At 72.1% G+C, this 19773-nt stretch carries 14 protein-coding genes and 2 pseudogenes; 11 read left to right on the top strand and 5 right to left on the bottom strand.

Features of this window, described 5'->3' with window-relative positions:
- Positions 1-115: 115 nt before the first annotated feature.
- Complete coding sequence (locus tag OG272_RS33335; protein WP_405895398.1) at positions 116-2599, bottom strand: ATP-binding cassette domain-containing protein; 2484 nt, start codon at positions 2597-2599, stop codon at positions 116-118.
- A gap of 484 nt (positions 2600-3083) precedes the next feature.
- On the opposite strand from OG272_RS33335, the gene OG272_RS33340 reads away from it, so the two are divergent.
- On the top strand, positions 3084-4211 hold the full coding sequence (locus tag OG272_RS33340; protein WP_327727827.1) for a Ku protein: 1128 nt from the start codon (positions 3084-3086) through the stop codon (positions 4209-4211).
- Positions 4212-4685: 474 nt separating this feature from the next.
- Here the strand turns inward: OG272_RS33340 and OG272_RS33345 are convergent.
- Positions 4686-5939 (bottom strand): annotated as a pseudogene (locus tag OG272_RS33345) (beta-ketoacyl-[acyl-carrier-protein] synthase family protein); the annotation flags it as partial.
- 168 nt (positions 5940-6107) lie between these two features.
- Positions 6108-7850: a lysylphosphatidylglycerol synthase domain-containing protein gene (locus tag OG272_RS33350; RefSeq protein ID WP_405895399.1), complete on the bottom strand. Its 1743-nt coding sequence runs from the start codon at positions 7848-7850 to the stop codon at positions 6108-6110.
- 689 nt (positions 7851-8539) lie between these two features.
- On the opposite strand from OG272_RS33350, the gene OG272_RS33355 reads away from it, so the two are divergent.
- Positions 8540-11671 carry a SpoIIE family protein phosphatase gene (locus OG272_RS33355; RefSeq protein ID WP_405895400.1) on the top strand — a complete coding sequence of 1044 codons (3132 nt, stop codon included), beginning with the start codon at positions 8540-8542 and terminating at the stop codon, positions 11669-11671.
- Positions 11672-11695: 24 nt separating this feature from the next.
- Here the strand turns inward: OG272_RS33355 and OG272_RS33360 are convergent, their stop codons facing one another.
- Together OG272_RS33360 and OG272_RS33365 are read right to left on the bottom strand one after the other, a co-directional pair.
- A complete protein-coding gene (locus OG272_RS33360; RefSeq protein ID WP_327732391.1) occupies positions 11696-11887 on the bottom strand; it encodes a hypothetical protein in 192 nt (63 codons plus the stop codon).
- 267 nt (positions 11888-12154) lie between these two features.
- Positions 12155-14950 carry a heavy metal translocating P-type ATPase gene (locus OG272_RS33365; protein WP_405895401.1) on the bottom strand — a complete coding sequence of 932 codons (2796 nt, stop codon included), beginning with the start codon at positions 14948-14950 and terminating at the stop codon, positions 12155-12157.
- Between the two features lie 223 nt (positions 14951-15173).
- Here OG272_RS33365 and OG272_RS33370 point away from each other — a divergent pair, with 223 nt between their 5' ends.
- The 9 genes and pseudogenes from OG272_RS33370 to OG272_RS33410 all read left to right on the top strand — a co-directional run.
- Positions 15174-15467 carry an SHOCT domain-containing protein gene (locus OG272_RS33370; RefSeq protein WP_327727822.1) on the top strand — a complete coding sequence of 98 codons (294 nt, stop codon included), beginning with the start codon at positions 15174-15176 and terminating at the stop codon, positions 15465-15467.
- Positions 15468-15553: 86 nt separating this feature from the next.
- Positions 15554-15790 (top strand): DUF2933 domain-containing protein, encoded by a 237-nt coding sequence (locus OG272_RS33375; RefSeq protein ID WP_327727821.1) that lies wholly within the window; start codon positions 15554-15556, stop codon positions 15788-15790.
- Between the two features lie 26 nt (positions 15791-15816).
- On the top strand, positions 15817-15996 hold the full coding sequence (locus OG272_RS33380) for a hypothetical protein (RefSeq protein ID WP_328224010.1): 180 nt from the start codon (positions 15817-15819) through the stop codon (positions 15994-15996).
- Between the two features lie 6 nt (positions 15997-16002).
- Positions 16003-16311 (top strand): hypothetical protein, encoded by a 309-nt coding sequence (locus OG272_RS33385; protein ID WP_327727819.1) that lies wholly within the window; start codon positions 16003-16005, stop codon positions 16309-16311.
- 209 nt (positions 16312-16520) lie between these two features.
- The gene (locus OG272_RS33390; protein ID WP_327727818.1) at positions 16521-17276 is read left to right on the top strand and encodes a PspA/IM30 family protein; all 756 of its coding nucleotides are present in this window, start codon (positions 16521-16523) and stop codon (positions 17274-17276) included.
- Positions 17273-17551, top strand: coding sequence for a PspA-associated protein PspAA (locus OG272_RS33395; protein ID WP_326577487.1), 279 nt, complete (start codon positions 17273-17275; stop codon positions 17549-17551). The genes OG272_RS33390 and OG272_RS33395 overlap by 4 nt, the downstream gene beginning before the upstream one ends.
- Before the next feature lie 5 nt (positions 17552-17556).
- Positions 17557-18474 carry a zinc metalloprotease HtpX gene (gene htpX, locus OG272_RS33400; protein ID WP_327727817.1) on the top strand — a complete coding sequence of 306 codons (918 nt, stop codon included), beginning with the start codon at positions 17557-17559 and terminating at the stop codon, positions 18472-18474.
- 17 nt (positions 18475-18491) lie between these two features.
- Positions 18492-19070 (top strand): PspA-associated protein PspAB, encoded by a 579-nt coding sequence (locus OG272_RS33405; RefSeq protein WP_326577484.1) that lies wholly within the window; start codon positions 18492-18494, stop codon positions 19068-19070.
- Between the two features lie 357 nt (positions 19071-19427).
- Positions 19428-19736 (top strand): annotated as a pseudogene (locus OG272_RS33410) (hypothetical protein); the annotation flags it as partial.
- Between the last annotated feature and the right edge of the window lie 37 nt (positions 19737-19773).

A 19773-nucleotide genomic window follows, 5' to 3' on the forward strand; every position in this document is an offset into this window, starting at 1 on the left:
GATCAGGCGTGAAAGAAGATAAAGCACTCAAAGCGGGCGTAGCAGGTAAAGCAGGTAAAGCAGGTAAAGCAGGTGGAGCAGGTAAAGCGGGTGGAGCGGGTGGAGCGCCTGACGGTCAGGCGCCCACGTACGCGGCCAGGTGTTCGCCGGTGACGGTGGAGTGGGCCGCGACCAGATCGGCCGGGGTGCCCTCGAAGACGACACGGCCGCCGTCGTGACCGGCGCCGGGGCCGAGGTCGATGATCCAGTCGGCGTGCGCCATGACGGCCTGGTGGTGCTCGATGACGATCACCGACTCGCCGGCGTCGACGAGCCGGTCGAGCAGCCCGAGCAGCTGCTCCACGTCGGCGAGGTGGAGACCGGTGGTCGGCTCGTCGAGTACGAGGACGGAACGGCCCCTGCCCCTGTCGCCCATGCGGGTGGCCAGCTTCAGCCGCTGCCGCTCGCCGCCGGAGAGCGTGGTGAGCGGCTGGCCGAGGGTGAGGTAACCGAGTCCGACGTCCGCCATCCGCTCGATGATCCGGTGGGCCGCGGGGGTGCGCGCCTCGCCGTCGCCGAAGAACGCCTCGGCCTCGGCCACCGACATCGCGAGCACCTCGCTGATGTCGCGCCCGCCGAAGCGGTACTCCAGCACCGACGCCTCGAACCGCTTCCCCTCGCACTCCTCGCACGTGGTGGCGACGCTCTGCATGATGGCCAGGTCGGTGTAGATGACGCCGGCGCCGTTGCAGGTGGGGCAGGCGCCCTCGGAGTTGGCGCTGAAGAGCGCCGGCTTCACCCCGTTGGCCTTGGCGAAGGCCTTGCGGATCGGGTCGGCCAGCCCGGTGTACGTCGCCGGGTTGCTGCGCCGGGAGCCGCGGATCGCGGTCTGGTCGATCGACACCACGCCCTCGGCCCCTGCTTGCCGGGGCATCGAGCCGTGCACGAGCGAGCTCTTGCCGGAACCGGCGACGCCGGTGATGACGGTGAGCACGCCGAGCGGGATGTCGACGTCCACGTCCTGGAGGTTGTTCGCCTTCGCGCCGCGGACCGCCAGCGTGCCGGTGGGCTTGCGGACCGTCTCCTTCAGGGCGGCCCGGTCGCCGAGATGACGGCCGGTGACGGTGTCGCTCGCCCGCAGCCCCTCCAGGGTGCCCTCGAAACAGACCGTGCCGCCCGCCGTGCCGGCGCCGGGACCGAGGTCCACGACGTGGTCGGCGATGGCGATCGTCTCCGGCTTGTGCTCCACGACGAGCACGGTGTTGCCCTTGTCGCGCAGCCGCAGCAGCAGGTTGTTCATCCGCTGGATGTCATGGGGGTGCAGACCGATGGTCGGCTCGTCGAAGACGTACGTGACGTCGGTGAGCGAGGAGCCGAGGTGGCGGATCATCTTGGTGCGCTGCGCCTCACCGCCGGAGAGCGTGCCTGAGGCCCGGTCGAGCGAGAGATAGCCGAGGCCGATCTCCACGAACGAGTCGAGGGTGTAGTGGAGCTTGGCGAGCAGCGGCGCCACCGACGGATCCTCGATCCCCCGGGCCCATTCGGCCAGGTCGCGGATCTCCATCGCGCAGGCGTCGGCGATGTTGACCTTGCCGATCCGCGAGGAGCGCGCCAGCTCGCTGAGCCGGGTGCCGTCGCAGTCGGGACATTGGGCGAAGGTGACCGCCCGGTCCACGAAGGCCCGGATGTGCGGCTGCATCGACTCGCGGTCCTTGGCGAGGAAGGTCTTCTGAAGCTTCGGGATCAGCCCCTCGTAGGTGAGGTTGACGCCGTTGATCTTCACCTTGGTCGGCTCGCGGTAGAGGAAGTCGTGCCGTTCCTTCTTGGTGTAGCTGCGGATCGGCTTCTCCTTGTCGAAGAAGCCCGACTCGGCGATGACCCGCACCACCCAGCCGTCCCCGGTGTAGGTGGGGATGGTGAACGGGTCCTCGGAGAGCGACTTGGAGTCGTCGAACAGCTGGGTGAGGTCGATGTCGGAGACCGTGCCCCGGCCCTCGCAGTGGGTGCACATGCCGCCGGTGCGGCTGAAACTCACCTTCTCGGTCTTGGTCTTGTCGGCGCCGCGGTCGACCGTGAACCCGCCGCTCGCCGAGACCGAGGCGACATTGAAGGAGAACGCGCCGGGCGGCCCGATGTGCGGCCTGCCGAGCCGGCTGAAGAGGATGCGCAGCATCGCGTTGGCGTCGGTGGCGGTGCCGACGGTGGAGCGCGGGTCGGAGCCCATCCGCTGCTGGTCGACGGTGATCGCGGTGGTCAGCCCGTCGAGCACGTCCACCTCGGGTCGCGCCAGGTTCGGCATGAAACCCTGCAGGAAGGCGCTGTACGTCTCGTTGATCAGCCGCTGCGACTCCGCGGCGATCGTGTCGAACACCAGCGAGCTCTTCCCCGAGCCGGAGACCCCCGTGAACACCGTCAGCCGACGCTTCGGGATCTCGATGCTGACGTCCTTGAGATTGTTCTCCCGCGCCCCGTGCACACGGATCAGATCATGGCTGTCGGCGGCGTGCGGCTCGTAAGACCGCGTCTGCGCCTGCGTCGGCGTCGGCGTCGGCGTCCGCGCCTGCGCCTGCGCCTGCGCCTGTGTCTGCGCCTGCGTCGGCGTCCTCGTGGCCTTCGTCATCGTTCCTCCATCTGTCGGGCGGAGCCGCGTCCCACGGTCCCCGCAGGCGTCGCCTGACCTGATCCGATCCGCTGGGAACAGTGGGAACAGTACGTGCGGTGGTGCGTCTTCCGTGTGGCTACGGCGAAGGCCGGTGGTGCCGGGCGCGGGTCGTGCGCCCGCCCGATCGGCGTACGGTCGCCGGCCCCGGCCCCGCGGACCCCCTCCCCGGATCTCAGACCTCGTGCACGCGGATCAGGTTGCCCGCCGGCTCACGGAAGGCCGGGGGAAGCGCGCGTTGATGGTGAGGCGTGAGGCGTGAGGCCACGGCCTTCAGGCTAGGTGCGCCTCGCCCCTCCGCGCTTCTCGAATCCTGACCGGTCCGGTGACGGGGGCCTGTCGAGGGGCTCCACGGGGTGCCCCGCGGCCGACGGGCAGGGGCCACCGGTCGGAGTTACGGTGTGGACAAACCGGAAGCAGGGACCCGAAAGGTGCGTGCTGCCCCGTGCGATCGATCTGGAACGGCGCCATCTCCTTCGGCCTGGTCAGCATCCCGATCAAGCTGGTGAACGCGACCGAGAGCCACTCCGTCTCCTTCCGCCAGGTCCACCTGGAGGACGGCGGCCGCATCCGTTACCGCAAGGTCTGCGAGCTGGAGGACCGCGAGGTGACGCAGGGGGAGATCGGCAAGGCGTACGAGGACGCGGACGGCACGATGATCCCGATCACGGACGAGGATCTCGCGGCGCTGCCGATCCCCACCGCCAAGACCATCGAGATCGAGGGCTTCGTACCGGCCGAGAGCGTCGACCCGCTCCAGGTGGACGCCGCGTACTACCTCGCGGCGAACGGCGTCCCCGCCGCCAAGCCCTACACCCTCCTCCGCGAGGCGCTCAAGCGCAGCGGGAAGGTCGCCATCTGCAAGTTCGCGCTGCGCGGGCGCGAGCGGCTGGGGATGCTGCGGGTCGTGGACGACGTCCTCGCCATGCACGGGCTGCTCTGGCCGGACGAGATCCGTACGACGGACGGGGTCGCCCCCGACGCGAGCGTCACCGTCCGCGACAAGGAACTCGATCTCGCCGACGCCCTCATGGACACCCTCGGCGAGGTGGACCTCGACTCCCTCCACGACGACTACCGCGAGGCGGTCGAGGAGCTCATCGCCGCGAAGGCCTCCGGCGAGGAGCCGCCCGCCGCCCCCGCCCCCGCTCCGGGCGGCAAGGTCCTGGACCTCATGGCCGCCCTCGAGAAGAGCGTCCGCGAAGCCAAGGAGTCCCGAGGCGAGGACGTCGCCGACATCACTCCCCTCCCGTCCCGCCCCACCCCCAAACAACCCGCGGGCAAGAAATCCACCACGACCGCCAAGAAGACGGCCGCCTCCCCGAAGAAGTCGACGGCCGGATCGACCCAGCCCACGAAAACGACCCAGCCCACGAAGAAGACGGCCGCGAAGAAATCGCCGGCCAGGAAGACGACGGCGACAAAGGCCACGGCGACAAAGTCCACGGCCACGAAGTCCACGTCGGCACAGTCCACGTCGGCAAAGTCCGCAGCAGCGAAGAACACGGCGACGAAGGCCACCGCGAAAAAGCCACCGGCGAAGAAGACAACCGCGCGCAAGCGCTCCGCCTGACACCCCCCGCAGGCGCTCCCCTGACCACCGGGCGGACCACCGGGGACTGGGCCATGGCGGCTGCCCGCCGTCGCGACGGACATACGGACATAAGGTCCTGACGGAACCCGCGGCCACCGCCGACTCCTCACCCGCCGCCCAGCCCTTTCCGCTGTCCACCTCCGTCCCCGCGTTCCTGCCGCCGCGGTGACCCGCCACGACCGCGGAGGTCGGCGGTGCCGACGGCCGGAATGGGGGGGCGCCACTGTCACCGTTCCCCCTCGCTCCCGCTCCCGCTGCCGTCTGCAGCCGATGCCGTACGCCACCCCTCGCTCTCTGCGGCTCCCGCTCCCATGCATCTGTCCTGCTCCGCGCGTGCTGTGCCCTTGACCCCTCACCCGTCGACCCCTTCCCGCCGCAGCGGCGCCCAGCACGGTGGTGGGCGGCGGTGGGAGGCGGTGGGTGGCGGTGCTCAACCGGCCGGAGCGGCGTGGGCTATGGGGCGCGCCGTAGCGCGAGGACCGCGTTGTGGCCGCCGAAGCCGAAGGAGTTGGTGAGGGCGAGGTCGCCGTCGGGCGGGAGGGGACGGGGGCCGGTGGTGACGAGGTCGAGGGTGATGGCGTGGTCCTGGTCGGCGCAGCCGATGGTCGGCGGGATGAGGCCGTGGTGGAGAGTGAGCGCGGTGACGAGGGCCTCCACCGCCCCGGCGGCGCCCTGGAGATGTCCGAGACTCCCCTTGAGCGCCGTCACAGGCACCCGGCGCCCCGACAGCACCGCGGTCAGCGCGTTCGCCTCCGCGAGGTCGCCGTCGACCGTGGCGGTGGCGTGCGCGTTGACGTGGACCACGTCGGAGGGCGACGCCCCCGCGTCCCACAGCGCCCGGCGCAGCGCGAGCGCCACCCCCGAGCCCGACGGATCAGGCGCCGCCATGTGATGCGCGTCGGCGGAGAGTCCCCAGCCCGCCGCCTCGCAGTAGATCCGGGCCCCGCGAGCCCTCGCCCGGTCCTCCGCCTCCAGCAGCAGAAAACCCGCCCCCTCGCCGTTCACGAACCCGTCCCGGTCCTTCGCGAACGGCCGGGACGGGCTCTCCCCGCCGCCGGTCAGCCCATGCCGCGACAGCGCCCTCATCGCCGCGAACGACGCCATGATCGCCGGGGTCACCACGGCCTCGGCCCCGCCCGCGAGTGCCACGTCCACGCGGCCGTACCGGATACGGTCGACCGCCTGCCCGATCGCCTCGGTGCCGGAGGCGCACGCACTGGTGACGGTCCGTGCCTCCCCGGTGATCCCGAGGTCGAGGGAGATCTGCGAGGCTGCCTGCGAGGGCACACACATCGGCGTGGTGAGCGGAGAGACACTCCGGGGCCCCCGGTCCCGTAACTGCCGGTCGCCGGCCACGAGTACCGACGCGTCACCTAGGATCGCCCCGGCGGACACCCCCACCCGCTCCGGATCGAGACCGCTCTCGGCCGCACCAGCGGCATCGAACCCCCCGTCCCGCCACGCCTCGCGCGCCGCCAGTACGGCGAACCGCGCGGCCCGGTTCATCCGCCGGGCCCGGGGCCGGGGGAGCAGGCCGGCGGGATCCACCGGCACCGTCCCCGCGACCCGTACGGGTAACTCCGCGAACTCCTCGCCCTCCAGCTCCCGTATTCCGCAACGCCCTTCCAACAACCCCTGCCACAGTTCGCCCACGCCCACCCCGAGCGGCGTGACAGCCCCCAGCCCCGTGACAACCACCCGCCGCGTCACCGCGTACGCCATGACCCATCCCCCAGCCCGTCCAGCCCCCGCCGATTCCTCCTGCCCCAGAGATTGTTCCCGCTTCAACTGCTTGCTGCACCCCGCGACGGCATGCCGACACCGGGCCCGCCGCCCGAGGGCCACCCGGTGCCCGCACCCGAACGTCGGCCCCGCTCAGAGCACCTTCGCGCGCACCAACGCCGAGAGGACGAGCGTGCCCGGGAGGAGGGGGAGCCAGACGGTGAGGACGCGGTAGCCGATGACGGTGGTGGTGGCCAGGGTCGCCGGCGCGCCGAAGGCGACGAGGGTGAAGACGAGCGCCGCGTCCATCGGGCCCAGTCCGCCCGGCGCGGGGACGGCACCGGCGGCCGTGCTGGCGACGAGGTAGGCGAACAGCATCTGCGTCCAGGACACCTGCAGCCCGAGCGAGGACCCGACCGAGGCGAGCACCGCCCCCTGGCACAGGGGGAAGGCGGCGGCCCCGCCCCACAGGGCGAGCGCGCGGACGGGACGGCTGTGCACGACCCGGGTGTCGGTGAGGGCGGTGCGCAGCCCTCCGATGAGGGGGCGCCGCAACGGTCGTACGGTCGTGATCAGGGTGACCACGGCGGCGAGGCTGACGCCGGTGATCGCGCCGACCAGCGCGAGGGTCTCGCCCTTCGGGAGGAGCGCGGTCAGGCGCAGTGTGCCGGGGAAGGCGACGACGAAGGCGAGGATCACCAGGGTCTTGGCCACCGGTTTGACCGCCGAGTACAGGGCGAGCGACGAGGTGGCCCGGGAGAGGGGTATGCCGCGGCGCCGCAGGAAGCGCAGGACGACCGCGTGGGCGCCGATGTTGCCCGGCAACGCGTGTCCGGCCGCCCCGGCGGCGAACTGCGTCGCCAGCAGCTGCCCCGGCGGCAGCCGCTCCGGCACCGCGCCCTGCCGTACGCACGCTGAGGCCACCGAGCACAGGGCCGTGAAGAAGACCCCGGCCAGCAGCCACCGGAGGTCGGCCGACGCCAGCCGCACCGCCCCCTCGTGCACCGTCCGCCAGTCCACCGCGGCCCACACCGCGAGCAACACCAACGGCAACAACGTGAGAGCGAACCGCAGTCGTCGGCCGTTGACGGGCGAACGGGACGGGAGCAGTGCCCGCAGCCTCGCGGGAAGAAACGCCGCGAGCCGAGCCGGGTGGGCGCCCGCGGCCTGGCCACAGGGAGGGTCGCAGAGGGCGGTGGGGGAGGCGACGACGGGGTCGGACGCCGCTGCGGTGGGGGAGGGGACGGGGGCGATCGCCGCTGCGGCGGAGCCGGGCATCGGGTCGGTGGCCGTGGTGCGGCCGGGGAGTGGGGCGGTGGCCGTGGTGCGGCCAGGGAGTGGGTCGGTGGCCGTGGTGCGGCCGGGGAGTGGGTCGGTGGCCGTGGGGAGGTGGGGGAGCGGGTCGGCGGCGGTGGTGGTGCCGGGGGTGGGAACGGGGGGCGGGCCCGAACCGGCGGCGATGGCGGGACCGCTGGCCGGATCGGGGGCTGGGGTGGGATCTAGGGCTGGGTCGCAGGCGCAGGCGCTGGCACAGGCCGCGGTGGGGCACGGGGGCTTCACCGCGCCAGGAACCGGAGCGTGGCCGTAAGCGGGCTCGATGGTCGCGGTGAGGTCAGGGGCCGGGGCAGGCGCGCAGACCGTGGCGATGGAGGGGACCGGCGTCGATCCCGGGACAGGAGCGAGGGCGCACGGCGAGTCGGAGTGCGCCCTGCGTTCGGTGCTGGTGGTGCCGGTGGTGCCAGAGGTGCCGGTGGTGCTGGCGGTGGTGGTGGCCTGGCTCGGGACTTGGGTGAGGTCCCTGGGCTGGGCCGGGCTGGGTATCAGGGTGATGGGGTCGGGGACCGGGGGCGGGGTGGGCCGCGAGGGGGGCGGCGCGTCGAGCGGGAGCGGGAACAATGGGCACGTCGTCCTTCCGCGTCGCGTCGGTACGGCGGGGGACCGCACCGACGGAGGCAGGGCAAGTCAAGAACGAAGGGAACCTCAGGACCGTTCCCACCCCAAATGACTCCCCGGTATGCACCATCCGAACTCCTGCCACCGTGGGAACGACGACACCGCTTCCGAACAGCGACTCCGCCGCCGAAGCCCACCCGAACCCCACCGCCCCACATGAGACACAAGTCACCTCCCGGCCGCCCCGCACCCGGGCCCACGGACGGCCCACCCTCGCCACCCGCCGACGGGTTCGACGCACGCGCGCAACGATGACCGCCGGACCCCACGAACGCCGAGACGACCACGACGGAACCGAAACCGCCGATGCCCACGCAGCCGCTGGGCCGCTGGGCCGCTGGGCCGCTTGGTCGCTGGGCCGATGGGTCGGCGGGGGCCGCTGGGGCGTCGGGTTGCCGGGCCGCTGGGCCGGCAGGCGGCCGGGTCGTCGGGCCGCCGAACCGGCCTGGCTCCGAGCCGCCGGATGCACCTGCTTCCCGGCCTCGCCCCCGCACGCTGGGTCGCCGAGCCCCACCGCTTCCCGTCTGTTGTGATGTGTGTCACCCGAGGTCTAGGGTTGTAGCGCCTGGCAGGCGGCCCCCGGGGGCACGTCGGGTGGCGGTGTGCGGCGGGGCCGTCCGCAGGTCAGGGAAGTGATCCCGTTGTCCGTCTCCTGGGACGACATCGGCGGTCTCGTCGATGCGCATGAGCGCTTCCTCGCGGGCGCGCGGGTCGACTCGGATGTCCGGGATCCGGTGCTCGACTCGTGGAAGCGTTGCCGTTCCGCCGGCCTCGAACCCCACCGGCTGCTGATCCCCTACGCACCCGACCTCGCCATGGAGGACCCCTTCCTGCGCGCCGCCGACCCGGTGCTCGCGCAGCTCACCACCTCCCTCGCGAACGTCAGCATGAGCATCGTGCTCTGCGACGGACAGGCCCGCATGGTCCAGCGGCACGGCGGCGACCGACAGCTCCTCACCCGCCTCGACGAGGTGAACTTCGCCCCCGGCTTCTGCGCCTCCGAGGCCGCCGCCGGTACCAACGGCGTCGGCACGGCCCTCGCCGAACGCCAGCCCGTCTTCGTCCTGGGCCGGGAACACTTCGCCGACTGCCTCTCCCCTTTCGCCTGCGCCGGCGCCCCCGTCCGCAACCCGCTCAGCGGCCGGGTCGAGGCCGTCCTCGACCTGACCTGTCTGCGCGACGACGGCGACCCCACGATGCTGCGGCTCGTCCGCGAGGCGGCCCACGACATCGAGGCTGGCCTCCTGGAACAGGCCACGGAACGGGAACGGGCCCTGCTCGCCGCGTACCGCCGGGCCGCCCGTACCGCCGCCCGCCACGACACCTGGCCCCGCCAGCCCGAGCACCCGCCCTGGGCGCGGGGCGACGACGGCCGGTACGGCGAGCCCCTCGGCCGCGTGGACCTGGCCGTTCTCCGTGAGAAGGCGGAGGAGCTCATCGCTTCCCCGCACCGCACCCTCGACGAGATCACCCTCTCCGGCGGCCGCGTCGCCACGCTCCTCCGCCGCCCGATCATGAGCGAGTCGGGCGAAACCGGGGTGGTCATCGAGGCCCGCGTCCTGGGCGGCCCTCACCTGCGCCACACGGAACTGACACCCCCGCCCGCGTTCCCGGCAGGGCAGCCGACGACCACCCCGACCCTGCCGCCATCCCGGACACCGCCCGCGCAGCCGCCGACGACACCACCCGCCACCTCCGCCACCACCCCAGACCTCACCACCACCCCAGACCTCACCACCACCCCGCCCGGCACATCCCCGGCCGCGCCCGCCCCACTCCCCACTGCCCCACCCCCGACCGTCGCCCTCCGCACGGTCGTCCCCGCCTCCCCCCACGCCCGCCCGACGCCGGCGCAACCCCCACCACCCGACCCCACCCCGTACGAAACCGACGCGACCACCGGCACCCCCACTACCCCCACTACCCCCACCACGACCGGCACCCCCACCACGACCGGCACCCACCGCCCCACCGACGCCACCCACCGCCCCGCCCCGTCGGCCCCTCCCACCCCACACCCCGACTCCGCCACCGACGCCTGGCTCCTCCTGGTCGGTGAACCCGGTGTCGGTCGGCTCGCCGTGCTCGCGCGCCGGCGTCTGGAGTTGCTGCACGACGCCGGAGTCCGGATCGGAACGACCCTGGACGTCACCCGCACCGCGGAGGAACTCGCGGAGGTGGCCGTCCCCCGGTTCGCCGACTTCGCGGCCGTGGATCTGCCGGTCTCCGTACTGCTCGGGGACGAGCCGGAACCCCTCGGCCCCGGCATGCGGCTGCGCCGGGTCGCGCTGGGCGCCGTACACGAGGAGTCGCATCTGTACGAGGTCGGGGACCCCGTGCGCTTCGTGCCCTCCACCCCGCAGGCCCGCAGCTGGGAGACCGGGCGGTCGGTGCTGGAGCCCGTGCTGGCGGAGGCCGGCGGCTGGCTCGCCCAGGACCCGGCCCGGCTGGAGCGCGCCCTCGCGGCCGGCATCCACTCCCTGATCACCGTCCCGCTGCGGGCGCGCGGCGTGACCCTCGGCGTGGTCAGCTTCTACCGGTCCGAGCAGCCCGCCCCGTTCGAGGACGACGACCTGTCACTGGCCCAGGAACTGGTCGTACGCGCGGCGATCTGCATCGACAACGCCCGCCGCTACACCCGCGAGCACAACACCGCCCTCGCCCTGCAACGCAGCCTGCTGCCCCGAGGCCGGTCCGAGCAGAGCGCGGTCGAGGTCGCCTACCGCTACCTCCCCGCCCAGGCGGGCGTCGGCGGCGACTGGTTCGACGTCATCCCGCTCTCCGGCGCCCGGGTGGCACTCGTCGTCGGTGACGTGGTCGGTCACGGGCTGCACGCCGCCGCGACCATGGGGCGGCTGCGCACCGCCGTGCACAACTTCTGCGCCCTCGACCTGCCCCCGGACGACCTGCTCACCCACCTCGACGACCTGGTCGGCCGCCTCGACCGGGGCGAGGGCTGGGCGGTGGAGAACACCCACCAGGACTCCGGCATCATCGGCGCGACCTGCCTGTACGCCGTCTACGACCCGGTGTCCCGGCGCTGCGCCCTCACCCGCGCCGGGCACCCGCTGCCCGCGGTCGTCGCCCCGGACGGGACGGTGGAGTTCCTCGATCTGCCCTCCGGACCGCCGCTGGGCCTCGGCGGCATGCCCTTCGAGACCGTCGAACTCGAACTGGCCGAGGGCAGCCAGCTGGTCCTCTACACCGACGGCCTGGTCGAGGACCGGCACCGCGACATCGACACCGGCCTCGACAAGCTCCGTACCGTCCTGGCCTGCCCCGACCGTGCCCCCGAGGACACCTGCGAGGCGGTCCTCGACGCCCTGCTGCCGGCCCGGCCGGGCGACGACGTGGCCCTGCTCGTCGCCCGTACGCACACCCTGGGCCCGGAACGGGTCGCCCGATGGGACCTGCCCGGCGACCCGGCCGTCGTCTCCCGCGCCCGCACGGCCGTCACCGAGCGACTCGCCGCCTGGGGCCTGGACGAACTGGCCTTCACCACCGAGCTGGTGGCCAGCGAACTCGTCACCAACGCCATCCGCCACGCCACCGGCCCGGTCCAGCTCCGCCTCCTCCGCGACCGCGCCCTGATCTGCGAGGTCTACGACGGCAGCGGCACCTCGCCCCGCCTGCGCCGCGCCCGCACCGAGGACGAGGGCGGCCGCGGCCTCTTCCTCGTGGCGCAGCTCACCGAACGCTGGGGCACCCGCTACACCCCCGAAGGCAAGACCATCTGGACCGAACAGCCCCTGCCCCGGCGGTGATCCGGCCAGGGCCCCGGGGCGCCCTCAGTCGTCGTCCGGGACACGCGTCCCGCCCAGCGCCGGGAAAATGCCGATCGCGTCGGTGCCGGACCGTCGCCCGTCGGCGAACCGGTCGGTCTCGATGACCGGGTACCCGAGGAGGACGGCGCCGAAGACCGAAGCGGCGTACGGCGACGTGGTGTCGACCGGCACAGCGTTCGTCGATGCCGTGCTCATCGGCGGCCCGCCAGGAAGTCCGCGCACAGCGCGTTTGGAACAGGGGCCGCACGGTCTTCCCCCGGGGCCGCACGGTCCTCCTCCAGGTCCGCGACATCGCGAGCCGCAGAATCGCGGACATCGTCACCGAACTCTTCCCGGACCTGGACGACGACTCCGTGCGCGTCCTCACCACGTACGCGGTGGCCGGCGCCGACGGCCTGTTCGTCCAGCGCGAGATCCACGGCGACGCAGCGGCCTCGGGGGCGCGCTCGCCGGGGACGGTGATCACTGGGGATTGTCTCCTTCGTGCGCTCCGCCAGGTGCCGGTGCGTGGAAGCGGCCCGGATCGGCGTCGTAGGCCGCGGCGCAGCGGGCGGAGCAGAAGTAGAGGCTGCCGGCGTCGGTGTCGCGCCGTTCGGCAGCGGTTGCCCGGTTCAGGCGCATGCCGCACACCGGGTCGACCACGGTCGTGTCGTCGCCGTGCCCGTGCCCGTGCCCGTCATGGTGCGCGGGTTCCGGCTGGGGCTCGGTCCGGTCGGCTGCGGATTCGACCCGGAGTTCGACCGCGGCCGGTGCGGCGGGCGGCGGTGGTGCGGGGTGCCAGCGGCGCAGGCGGGAGGAGTTGGTGACCACGGACAGGGAGGACAGGGCCATCGCGGCGGCGGCGATGATCGGGCTGAGGCGGATGCCCCAGAAGGGGTAGAGGGCGCCTGCCGCGAGCGGGACGCCGATGGCGTTGTAGATCAGGGCGAAGAACAGGTTCTGCCTGATGTTGCGCATGGTGGCGCGGGAGAGCCGGATGGCGGTGACGACGCCGGTCAGGGAGCCGGAGATGAGGGTGATGTCCGCGGCTTCGATGGCGACGTCGGTGCCGGTACCGATGGCGAGCCCGACGTCGGCGGCGGCCAGGGCGGGGGCGTCGTTGATGCCGTCGCCGACCATGCCGACGGTGCGGCCCTCGGCCTGGAGGTGGCGGATCTCGTCGGCCTTGTGCTCGGGCAGCACCTCGGCCAGCACCCGCTCCACCCCGACCTGGGCGGCAATGGCCGCGGCGGTTCGGGGATTGTCTCCGGTGATGATGACTGTCTCGATGCCGAGCCGGTGCAGGGCTGCGATGGCCTGGGTCGAGTCGGCCTTGACCGTGTCGGCGACGGCGAGCACGCCGGCCGCCCGGCCGTCGACGGCGGCGAGTACGGGAGTCTTGCCCTGCGCGGACAACTCCGCCGCGACCGGGGTCACGGAGCTGGTGTCGATACCCACGTCCGCGAGCAGGCGCGCGGTGCCGACCAGCACGGCTCGTCCGTCGACGGTGGCCTGGACGCCCTTGCCGGTGACCGAGTCGAAGCTGCTCGCGAGGGGGACGGCGAGTTTCCGCTCCCGGGCGCCGGTGACGATCGCGCCTGCCAGCGGATGTTCGCTGTCGGCCTCGGCCGCCGCCACCAGGGCGAGCAGCGCTGCCTCGGTGAAGCCTCCGGTCGCCTCGACGTCGGTCAGTACGGGCCTGCCCGCGGTGACCGTGCCGGTCTTGTCCAGCACGACGGTGTCGAGTTTGTGGGCGGTCTCCAGGGCCTCGGCGGAGCGGATGAGGATGCCCGCCTGGGCACCCTTGCCGGTTCCGACCATGACGGACAGCGGGGTCGCCAGGCCCAGCGCACACGGGCAGGCGATGATCAGCACCGCGACCGCGGAGACCAGTGCCAGGGTGAGCGCCGGGGCGGGGCCGACCGTGTACCAGAGCGCGAAGGCGGCGATCGCGATGGCGATGACGGCGGGCACGAAGTAGGCGGATACCGCGTCGGCGAGCCGCTGGATCGGCGCCTTGGACGCCTGGGCCTGCTGCACCAGGCGGATGATCTGGGCCAGCATCGTGTCGGCGCCGACCTTGCTCGCCCGTACCCGCAGGGAACCGGTGGTGTTCACCGTGGCGCCGATGACCGTGTCGCCCGCCCGCTTGGTGACCGGCATGGGTTCGCCGGTGACCATTGATTCGTCCACCGCCGAGGAGCCCGACAGGACCTCGGAGTCGACGGGGACCTTCTCTCCGGGCCGGATCACGATCTCGTCATCCACGACGACGTCCTCGACGAGGACATCGGCCTCAGCCCCGTCCCGTATCACCCGGGCGGTACGGGCCCGCAGCCCGAGCAGAGCCCGGATCGCCTCCCCGGTGCCGGCCTTGGCACGAGCCTCCAGCAACCGCCCGAGGAGGATCAGGGTGAGGATCACCCCGACGGCCTCGTAGTACACCTCGCGCACGTCCTCGGGCAGCAGCGAGGGTGCCAGCGTGACCAGCAGGCTGTAGCCGTACGCGGCCGACGTGCCGAGCGTGATCAGGGAGTTCATGTCCGCGCCGCGATGGCGCAGGGTCAGCCAGCCCGTCGAGTGGATCGGCCACCCGGTGTAGAACATGACCGGTGTGACCAGGGCCAGTTGGAACCAGTGGTTGAGCATCCAGCCCGGCACCCAGTCGGCGCCGAAGAGCTCGTGCGCCATCACGGCGAACAGCACCGGCGCGGTGAGAACGGCGCCGAGCGTCACCCGGCGGGTCAGGTCCTCGATCTCCGCCTGCCGCTCGGCGGCTTCCGCAGCCTCCGCCTCGGCCGCCCCCCGCTCCTCCCCGCCCGGGGGCGCGCCGACGGCCGGTGCCGGAGGCATGATCGCGCCGACGTGCCCGTCGGGCGAGGACGGCGCAGTTGCGGAGTCCTCGGCGGGTTCGACGAGCAGGGTTCCGTGGATCATGTTCATTCCGCAGGCGAACCCGAAGGTCCCGGCCCTGGGCGGATCGACCCGCACGGTGGTGCGGGCATACGCCGGAAGGCCGGCGCTGACGCGCAGGTCGGGGAAGACGACCCGGTTGGTGCACTCCCCGCTCTCCTGCCGGTCGAAGACCAACTCCAGCGGAATGCCCTGGCGGATCCGGATGACGTCGGGGCTGTAGCCGCCGCGCACCGTCACCTCGACTCGTTGGACCCCGCCCTCCAGCCGCGCGCTGCGGGCCCGGTGCGGGCCGAAGAAGAACCAGCCGAGACCGGCGATCAACACGACGGCCAGCGTGACAACAGCAACATCGACGGCATCCATGGCAGACCGTCCCTCCTGCGGGATCACCCAGGCTCAGCGTCAGCCCGCCTACCCCTACGGGGCAAGGGCTGAACGGCTCCGGAGGGGACCGAACAGCCCCGGAGGGGACCGAACGGCCCTGTGCCGAGCGACCCGGCCGGCGCGTACCGTGGCAGGAGAACGCGACAGTGGACCTGTGAGCCTTCTGTCCGCGGCCCCGCAAGCCGGGAAGGTGTGACTCGCGATGATGTTCTGGTACGACCACGATGTCAGCGGGTGGGGCTGGTTCGCCATGTCGGCCAGCATGATTCTGTTCTGGGCGCTGATCATCACCGCCGCCGTCCTGCTCTTCCGGGCCCTGAACCGTGCCCCCGAGCACCCGCACACCCACGTCTCCACCGGGCCCTCGCCCGAGCAGCTGCTCGCTGAGCGGTTCGCCCGCGGTGACATAGATGAAGAGGAGTACCGGCAGCGCCTCGCCGCCTTGCGCTCCTCCGGCCCTCTGACCAAACACCGACCTGACCGAACACCGACCTGACCGAACACCGACCTGACCGAACACCGACCTGACCGAACGCTGAACTGACCTAACCCTGACGCGCCTCCCAAAGAGGAGGACCGGTCATGAAGAACAACAGGAATTACGGCCTGTACGCGGTCGCCGTCGCCATGGTCGGCGCACTCGCGCTCGGCGTGCCGCTGGGCGACCTCGCCCTCCTCCTCATCGTGCTCGCCTGCCCGCTGATGATGTTCTTCATGATGCGCGGCATGCACGGCGGCGATGACACGCACGGCCCGGGTCGGGACCACCACGACACGGCCAAGAAGCTCGACCCGCACGACCACATGCCGTTCCGCTGAGCCCCCCGCACCGGTACAGGCAGAGAATGGTGCCCGCGATGTACACGCTGACGGCGATCCTGATCGGCACCCGGCTCCTGGCCGCCCCGGCCCAGGACATCCTGCGCCGGATCACGCCGCACGAGAGCCGCTGCCCGCCCCCGGCACAACTTCGGGGGCGGCGAGTCGTCCTGAGCAACCGCCCGCGCGGACCCGGCCGGAGGTGACCGGGCATGGAAGCTGTTGCCTGGACCCTTGTCGCGCTCGGTGCCGCGACCACCGCTGCCTGCGCCGCCCATCTCACCCGGCGCCACCGGCGCGACGCCCCCGGCCCGGTTCGCTCCATCCATCGCACGGCTCCCGCCCTCCTCGCGGCCGGCCTGCTTCCCCTCCCCGCCCTCCTGGCCACCGCCATGCCCGCAGCGGCCTGGGGCCTGTGGGGCGCCGTCACCATCGCCGCCGCCCTGGTCCATGCCATCGCCGACGCGATGCGCGACATCCCCGGCCCGCACGGGTCGGCCCGAGCCGGGAGCGGGCCGTGAGCCGCCGCCGGACACTATCCGAGTGCCGGGCCAGGAACGGAGCCGGACAATGGAAGAGGCACAGTCCGAGCAGCGGCGGCCGGAGGTGTCCGTGAACTCGACGGAGCCGTGACCTCAGGCGCGAGGGATGTCACCGACAGGCCCGGCGCGACGGGGCCGGTCACTTTCGGACGGCGGACCGTGCCGGCATCGAGAGGAAGGCGGTCGCCATGACCAGCATCACTCACCGCATCGCCACCCTGTTCCGCGTCAAGGCGAACAAGGCACTGGACAAGGCCGAGGATCCACGCGAGGTCCTGGACTACTCCTACGAGCAGCAGCGGGAGATGCTGCAGCGGGTCCGGCGCGGCGTGGCCGATGTGGCGACCAGCCGCAAGCGGGTCGAGCTACAGGTGAGCCAGCTGAGCCGGTCCACGGACAAACTGCGGGACCAGGCGCAGCAGGCGCTCGCCGCGGGGCGTGAGGACCTGGCCCGCGAGGCGCTCTCCCGGCGTACGGCCGTGGCCGAGCAGATCACCGATCTGGAGGGCCAGCAGGCGTCGCTGAAGGACCAGGAGGAGAAGCTGACCGTGGCCGCCCAGCGGCTGGAGGCGAAGGTGGACGCGTTCCGTACCCGCAAGGAGACGATCAAGGCCACCTACACCGCCGCCGAGGCGCAGACCGGCATCACCGAGGCCGTCACCGGCATCGGTGAGGAGATGGGCGATGTGGGCCTTGCCATGCAGCGGGCCCAGGACAAGACCGAACAACTCCAGGCGCGTGCGGGTGCGCTCGACGAGCTCATCGCCTCCGGCGCGCTGGAGGACGCCACCTTGCCGACCGGGCGTGACGACATCCAGGCCGAGCTCGAACGGGTGACCGCGGGAAGCGACGTGGAAAACGAGCTGGCCCGGATGAAAGCCCAGCTACCGGCCTCTTCCGCCCCGCCAGCGGTGGAGGGCCCCGGGCGGAGGGAGACGTCATGATCATGCGGATTCTCGGCGAAGGCCAGTACGAGATCGCCGAAGGCCACCTGGCCCGGCTCAACGCACTGGACTCCACCCTGCAGGCGGCCGCCGACACGGACGACGACGCGGCCTTCGCCGCCGCCCTGTCCGCCTTGCTGGACGCGGTGCGCAGCCTCGGCACTCCGCTGCCCGACGAGACGATCACACCGTCCGAACTTGTACTGCCCGACGAGGGCACCAGCCTCGCGCAGGTGCGGGAGCTGCTGTCCGACGAGGGCCTGATCCCGGGGTGATGGCGGTGCGCAGTCGTTTCGAGCCCGACCGGCAGCTGACGGCCCGCATGGTGGTGACGATGTTCCTGCTCGGGCTGGTGTACGTGGCGTTCATCGCCGCGCTGATCGCGCTGCTCAAGTCCGTCGTCCTGGTCGTCGTCATCGCCGCCGCCCTGCTGGGCGCGCAGTACTGGTACTCCGACCGGATCGCCCTGTACGCCATGCACGGCCACCTCGTATCGCCCGAGGAACAGCCCCGGCTGCACGGTGTCATCGACCGGCTGTGCGCCACCGCGGACATGCCCAAACCCCGGGTCGCCGTCTCGGACATGGACCTGCCCAACGCCTTCGCGACCGGCCGCAACGCCGACAACGCCGTGGTCTGCGTGACCACCGGTCTGCTGCGCCGCCTGGAAACCGAAGAACTCGAAGGCGTCCTGGCCCACGAGCTCTCCCACGTCGCGCACCGCGACGTCGCGGTGATCACCATCGCCTCGTTCCTGGGCGTGATCGCCGGGCTCGTCGTCCGCTTCGCGTTCTACTCCCAGCTGTTCGGGGGACGCGACCAGCGTGACCAGAACACCGCCGTCGTCTTCATGGCCGTGATGGCGGTCTCCGCCCTCGTCTACGCGGTCAGCTTCCTGCTCATCCGTGCCCTGTCCCGCTACCGCGAACTGGCCGCCGACCGCGCCGCCGCCATGCTCACCGCGAAACCCTCCGCCCTGGCCTCGGCACTGACCAAGGTCAGCGGAGACATCGCCCGGATCCCGACCCAGGACCTGCGCACCGCCCAGGCGTTCAACGCGTTCTTCTTCACCCCCGCACTCGGACCCGGCACGGCAGTGGCGAACCTGTTCTCCACCCACCCCAGCCTGGAACGCCGCCTGGAGGCGCTCGAAGACATCGCCGACGAGCTGAGCGGGCCGGGCGGTCGGCGGGAATGACGAGGAGCTGATGCCCCGTGGGCTTCCTGGATGTCCTGTTCGGCCGGAGCAGACCGGTCAAGCCCGACCTGGACCAGCTCTTCGGCCTGCCCTCGGCCGCGATCACGCTCCAGGCGGCCATCGGCTTCACCCCGACCGGAGCGGGCTCCGTGTGCTTCGCCGCCATCGAAGGCGGGGCCTTCGCCCAAGTCCAGCAGGAAGTACGAGACCTCCTCGACACGGACACCGAACGAGCCGGCTCGCCCGTAGAGTTCAGCCGGGATGAGTACGGGTACTCGTGGCTGCTGTCCCGCCGAGACCCCGACGAGCTGCCCGCCCTGGTCAACGACTTGCACGCGGTGAACGCCGCTCTGCAGGACAGCGGCTTCGGCCCACAGCTCCTGTGTTCCCTGGTCACCTTCCACGACGCCGAACTGCGCTCGCTCGCCCTCGTCTACCTCTACAAGCGCGGCACCTTCTACCCCTTCGCCCCACTGCCCGGCCACAAACGCGACAACCCGCTGGAACTCCAGGTCAAGGGCACCGTCAAGGACGACCTGCGCATCGAGGAGGACCTGGGCCGCTGGTTCCCGCTATGGGGCGCCCCCGGCCTGTGACGAGGTGACGCCGTGACAGCCCGGCGCGGACGGCGTCCAATGCCGCACGGTAGGAAGACTCGGCTTGAGCGAAACCCGCCTCACTGGTGGCCCCTGCCGTGCGCAATGCGGCTTTCATCTGCCATCGGCCCATGAGCACTGTGGCGGGCATCCCGATCAGCGCCACTCCGGCCGCGGAGAGCGCGCCCATCACCTCAAGATCCATGCCCGTCATGGCCCCGCAACCCAGGGAGCCGGCCGACCACGAGACCTGGCCACGCAAGCCGCAGTCGTGTCCCCACACGCCCCTCACACGAGATCAGTGCGCAACAACGACAAAGAGCGGGAGCCAGCAAAACGGGCCTTGGGTCAAGGCCCGTTCCGTCCTCCACCTACTACCGCGTCTGGCAGGAGGCTCGGCTCCTCGCTCTGCCGCCTGCCGCCTGCCGCCTGCCGCCTGCCGCCTGCCGCCTGCCGCCGCGGCCTCGCCGCTCGCAAGCCGGCCGTACGACCTTCGGCACTCGGCGCTGTCTACGTGGCTCAACGCCGGGGTCGACCCCACCGAGGTCGCCGAGCGCGCCGGCAACAGCGTTGAGGTCCTGCTGACCCGCTACGCGAAGTGCCTCGACGGACGGCAGGACGTCGCCAACCCGGCGTATCGAGGACCTGCTTCGCGAGTACGAGTGACTGAGGGCACGATCCTGTGTCTACCGCCTCCGTACCC

The organism is Streptomyces sp. NBC_00104, assembly GCF_045160825.1.
In the GTDB taxonomy this organism is placed as follows: Bacteria; Actinomycetota; Actinomycetes; order Streptomycetales; family Streptomycetaceae; genus Streptomyces.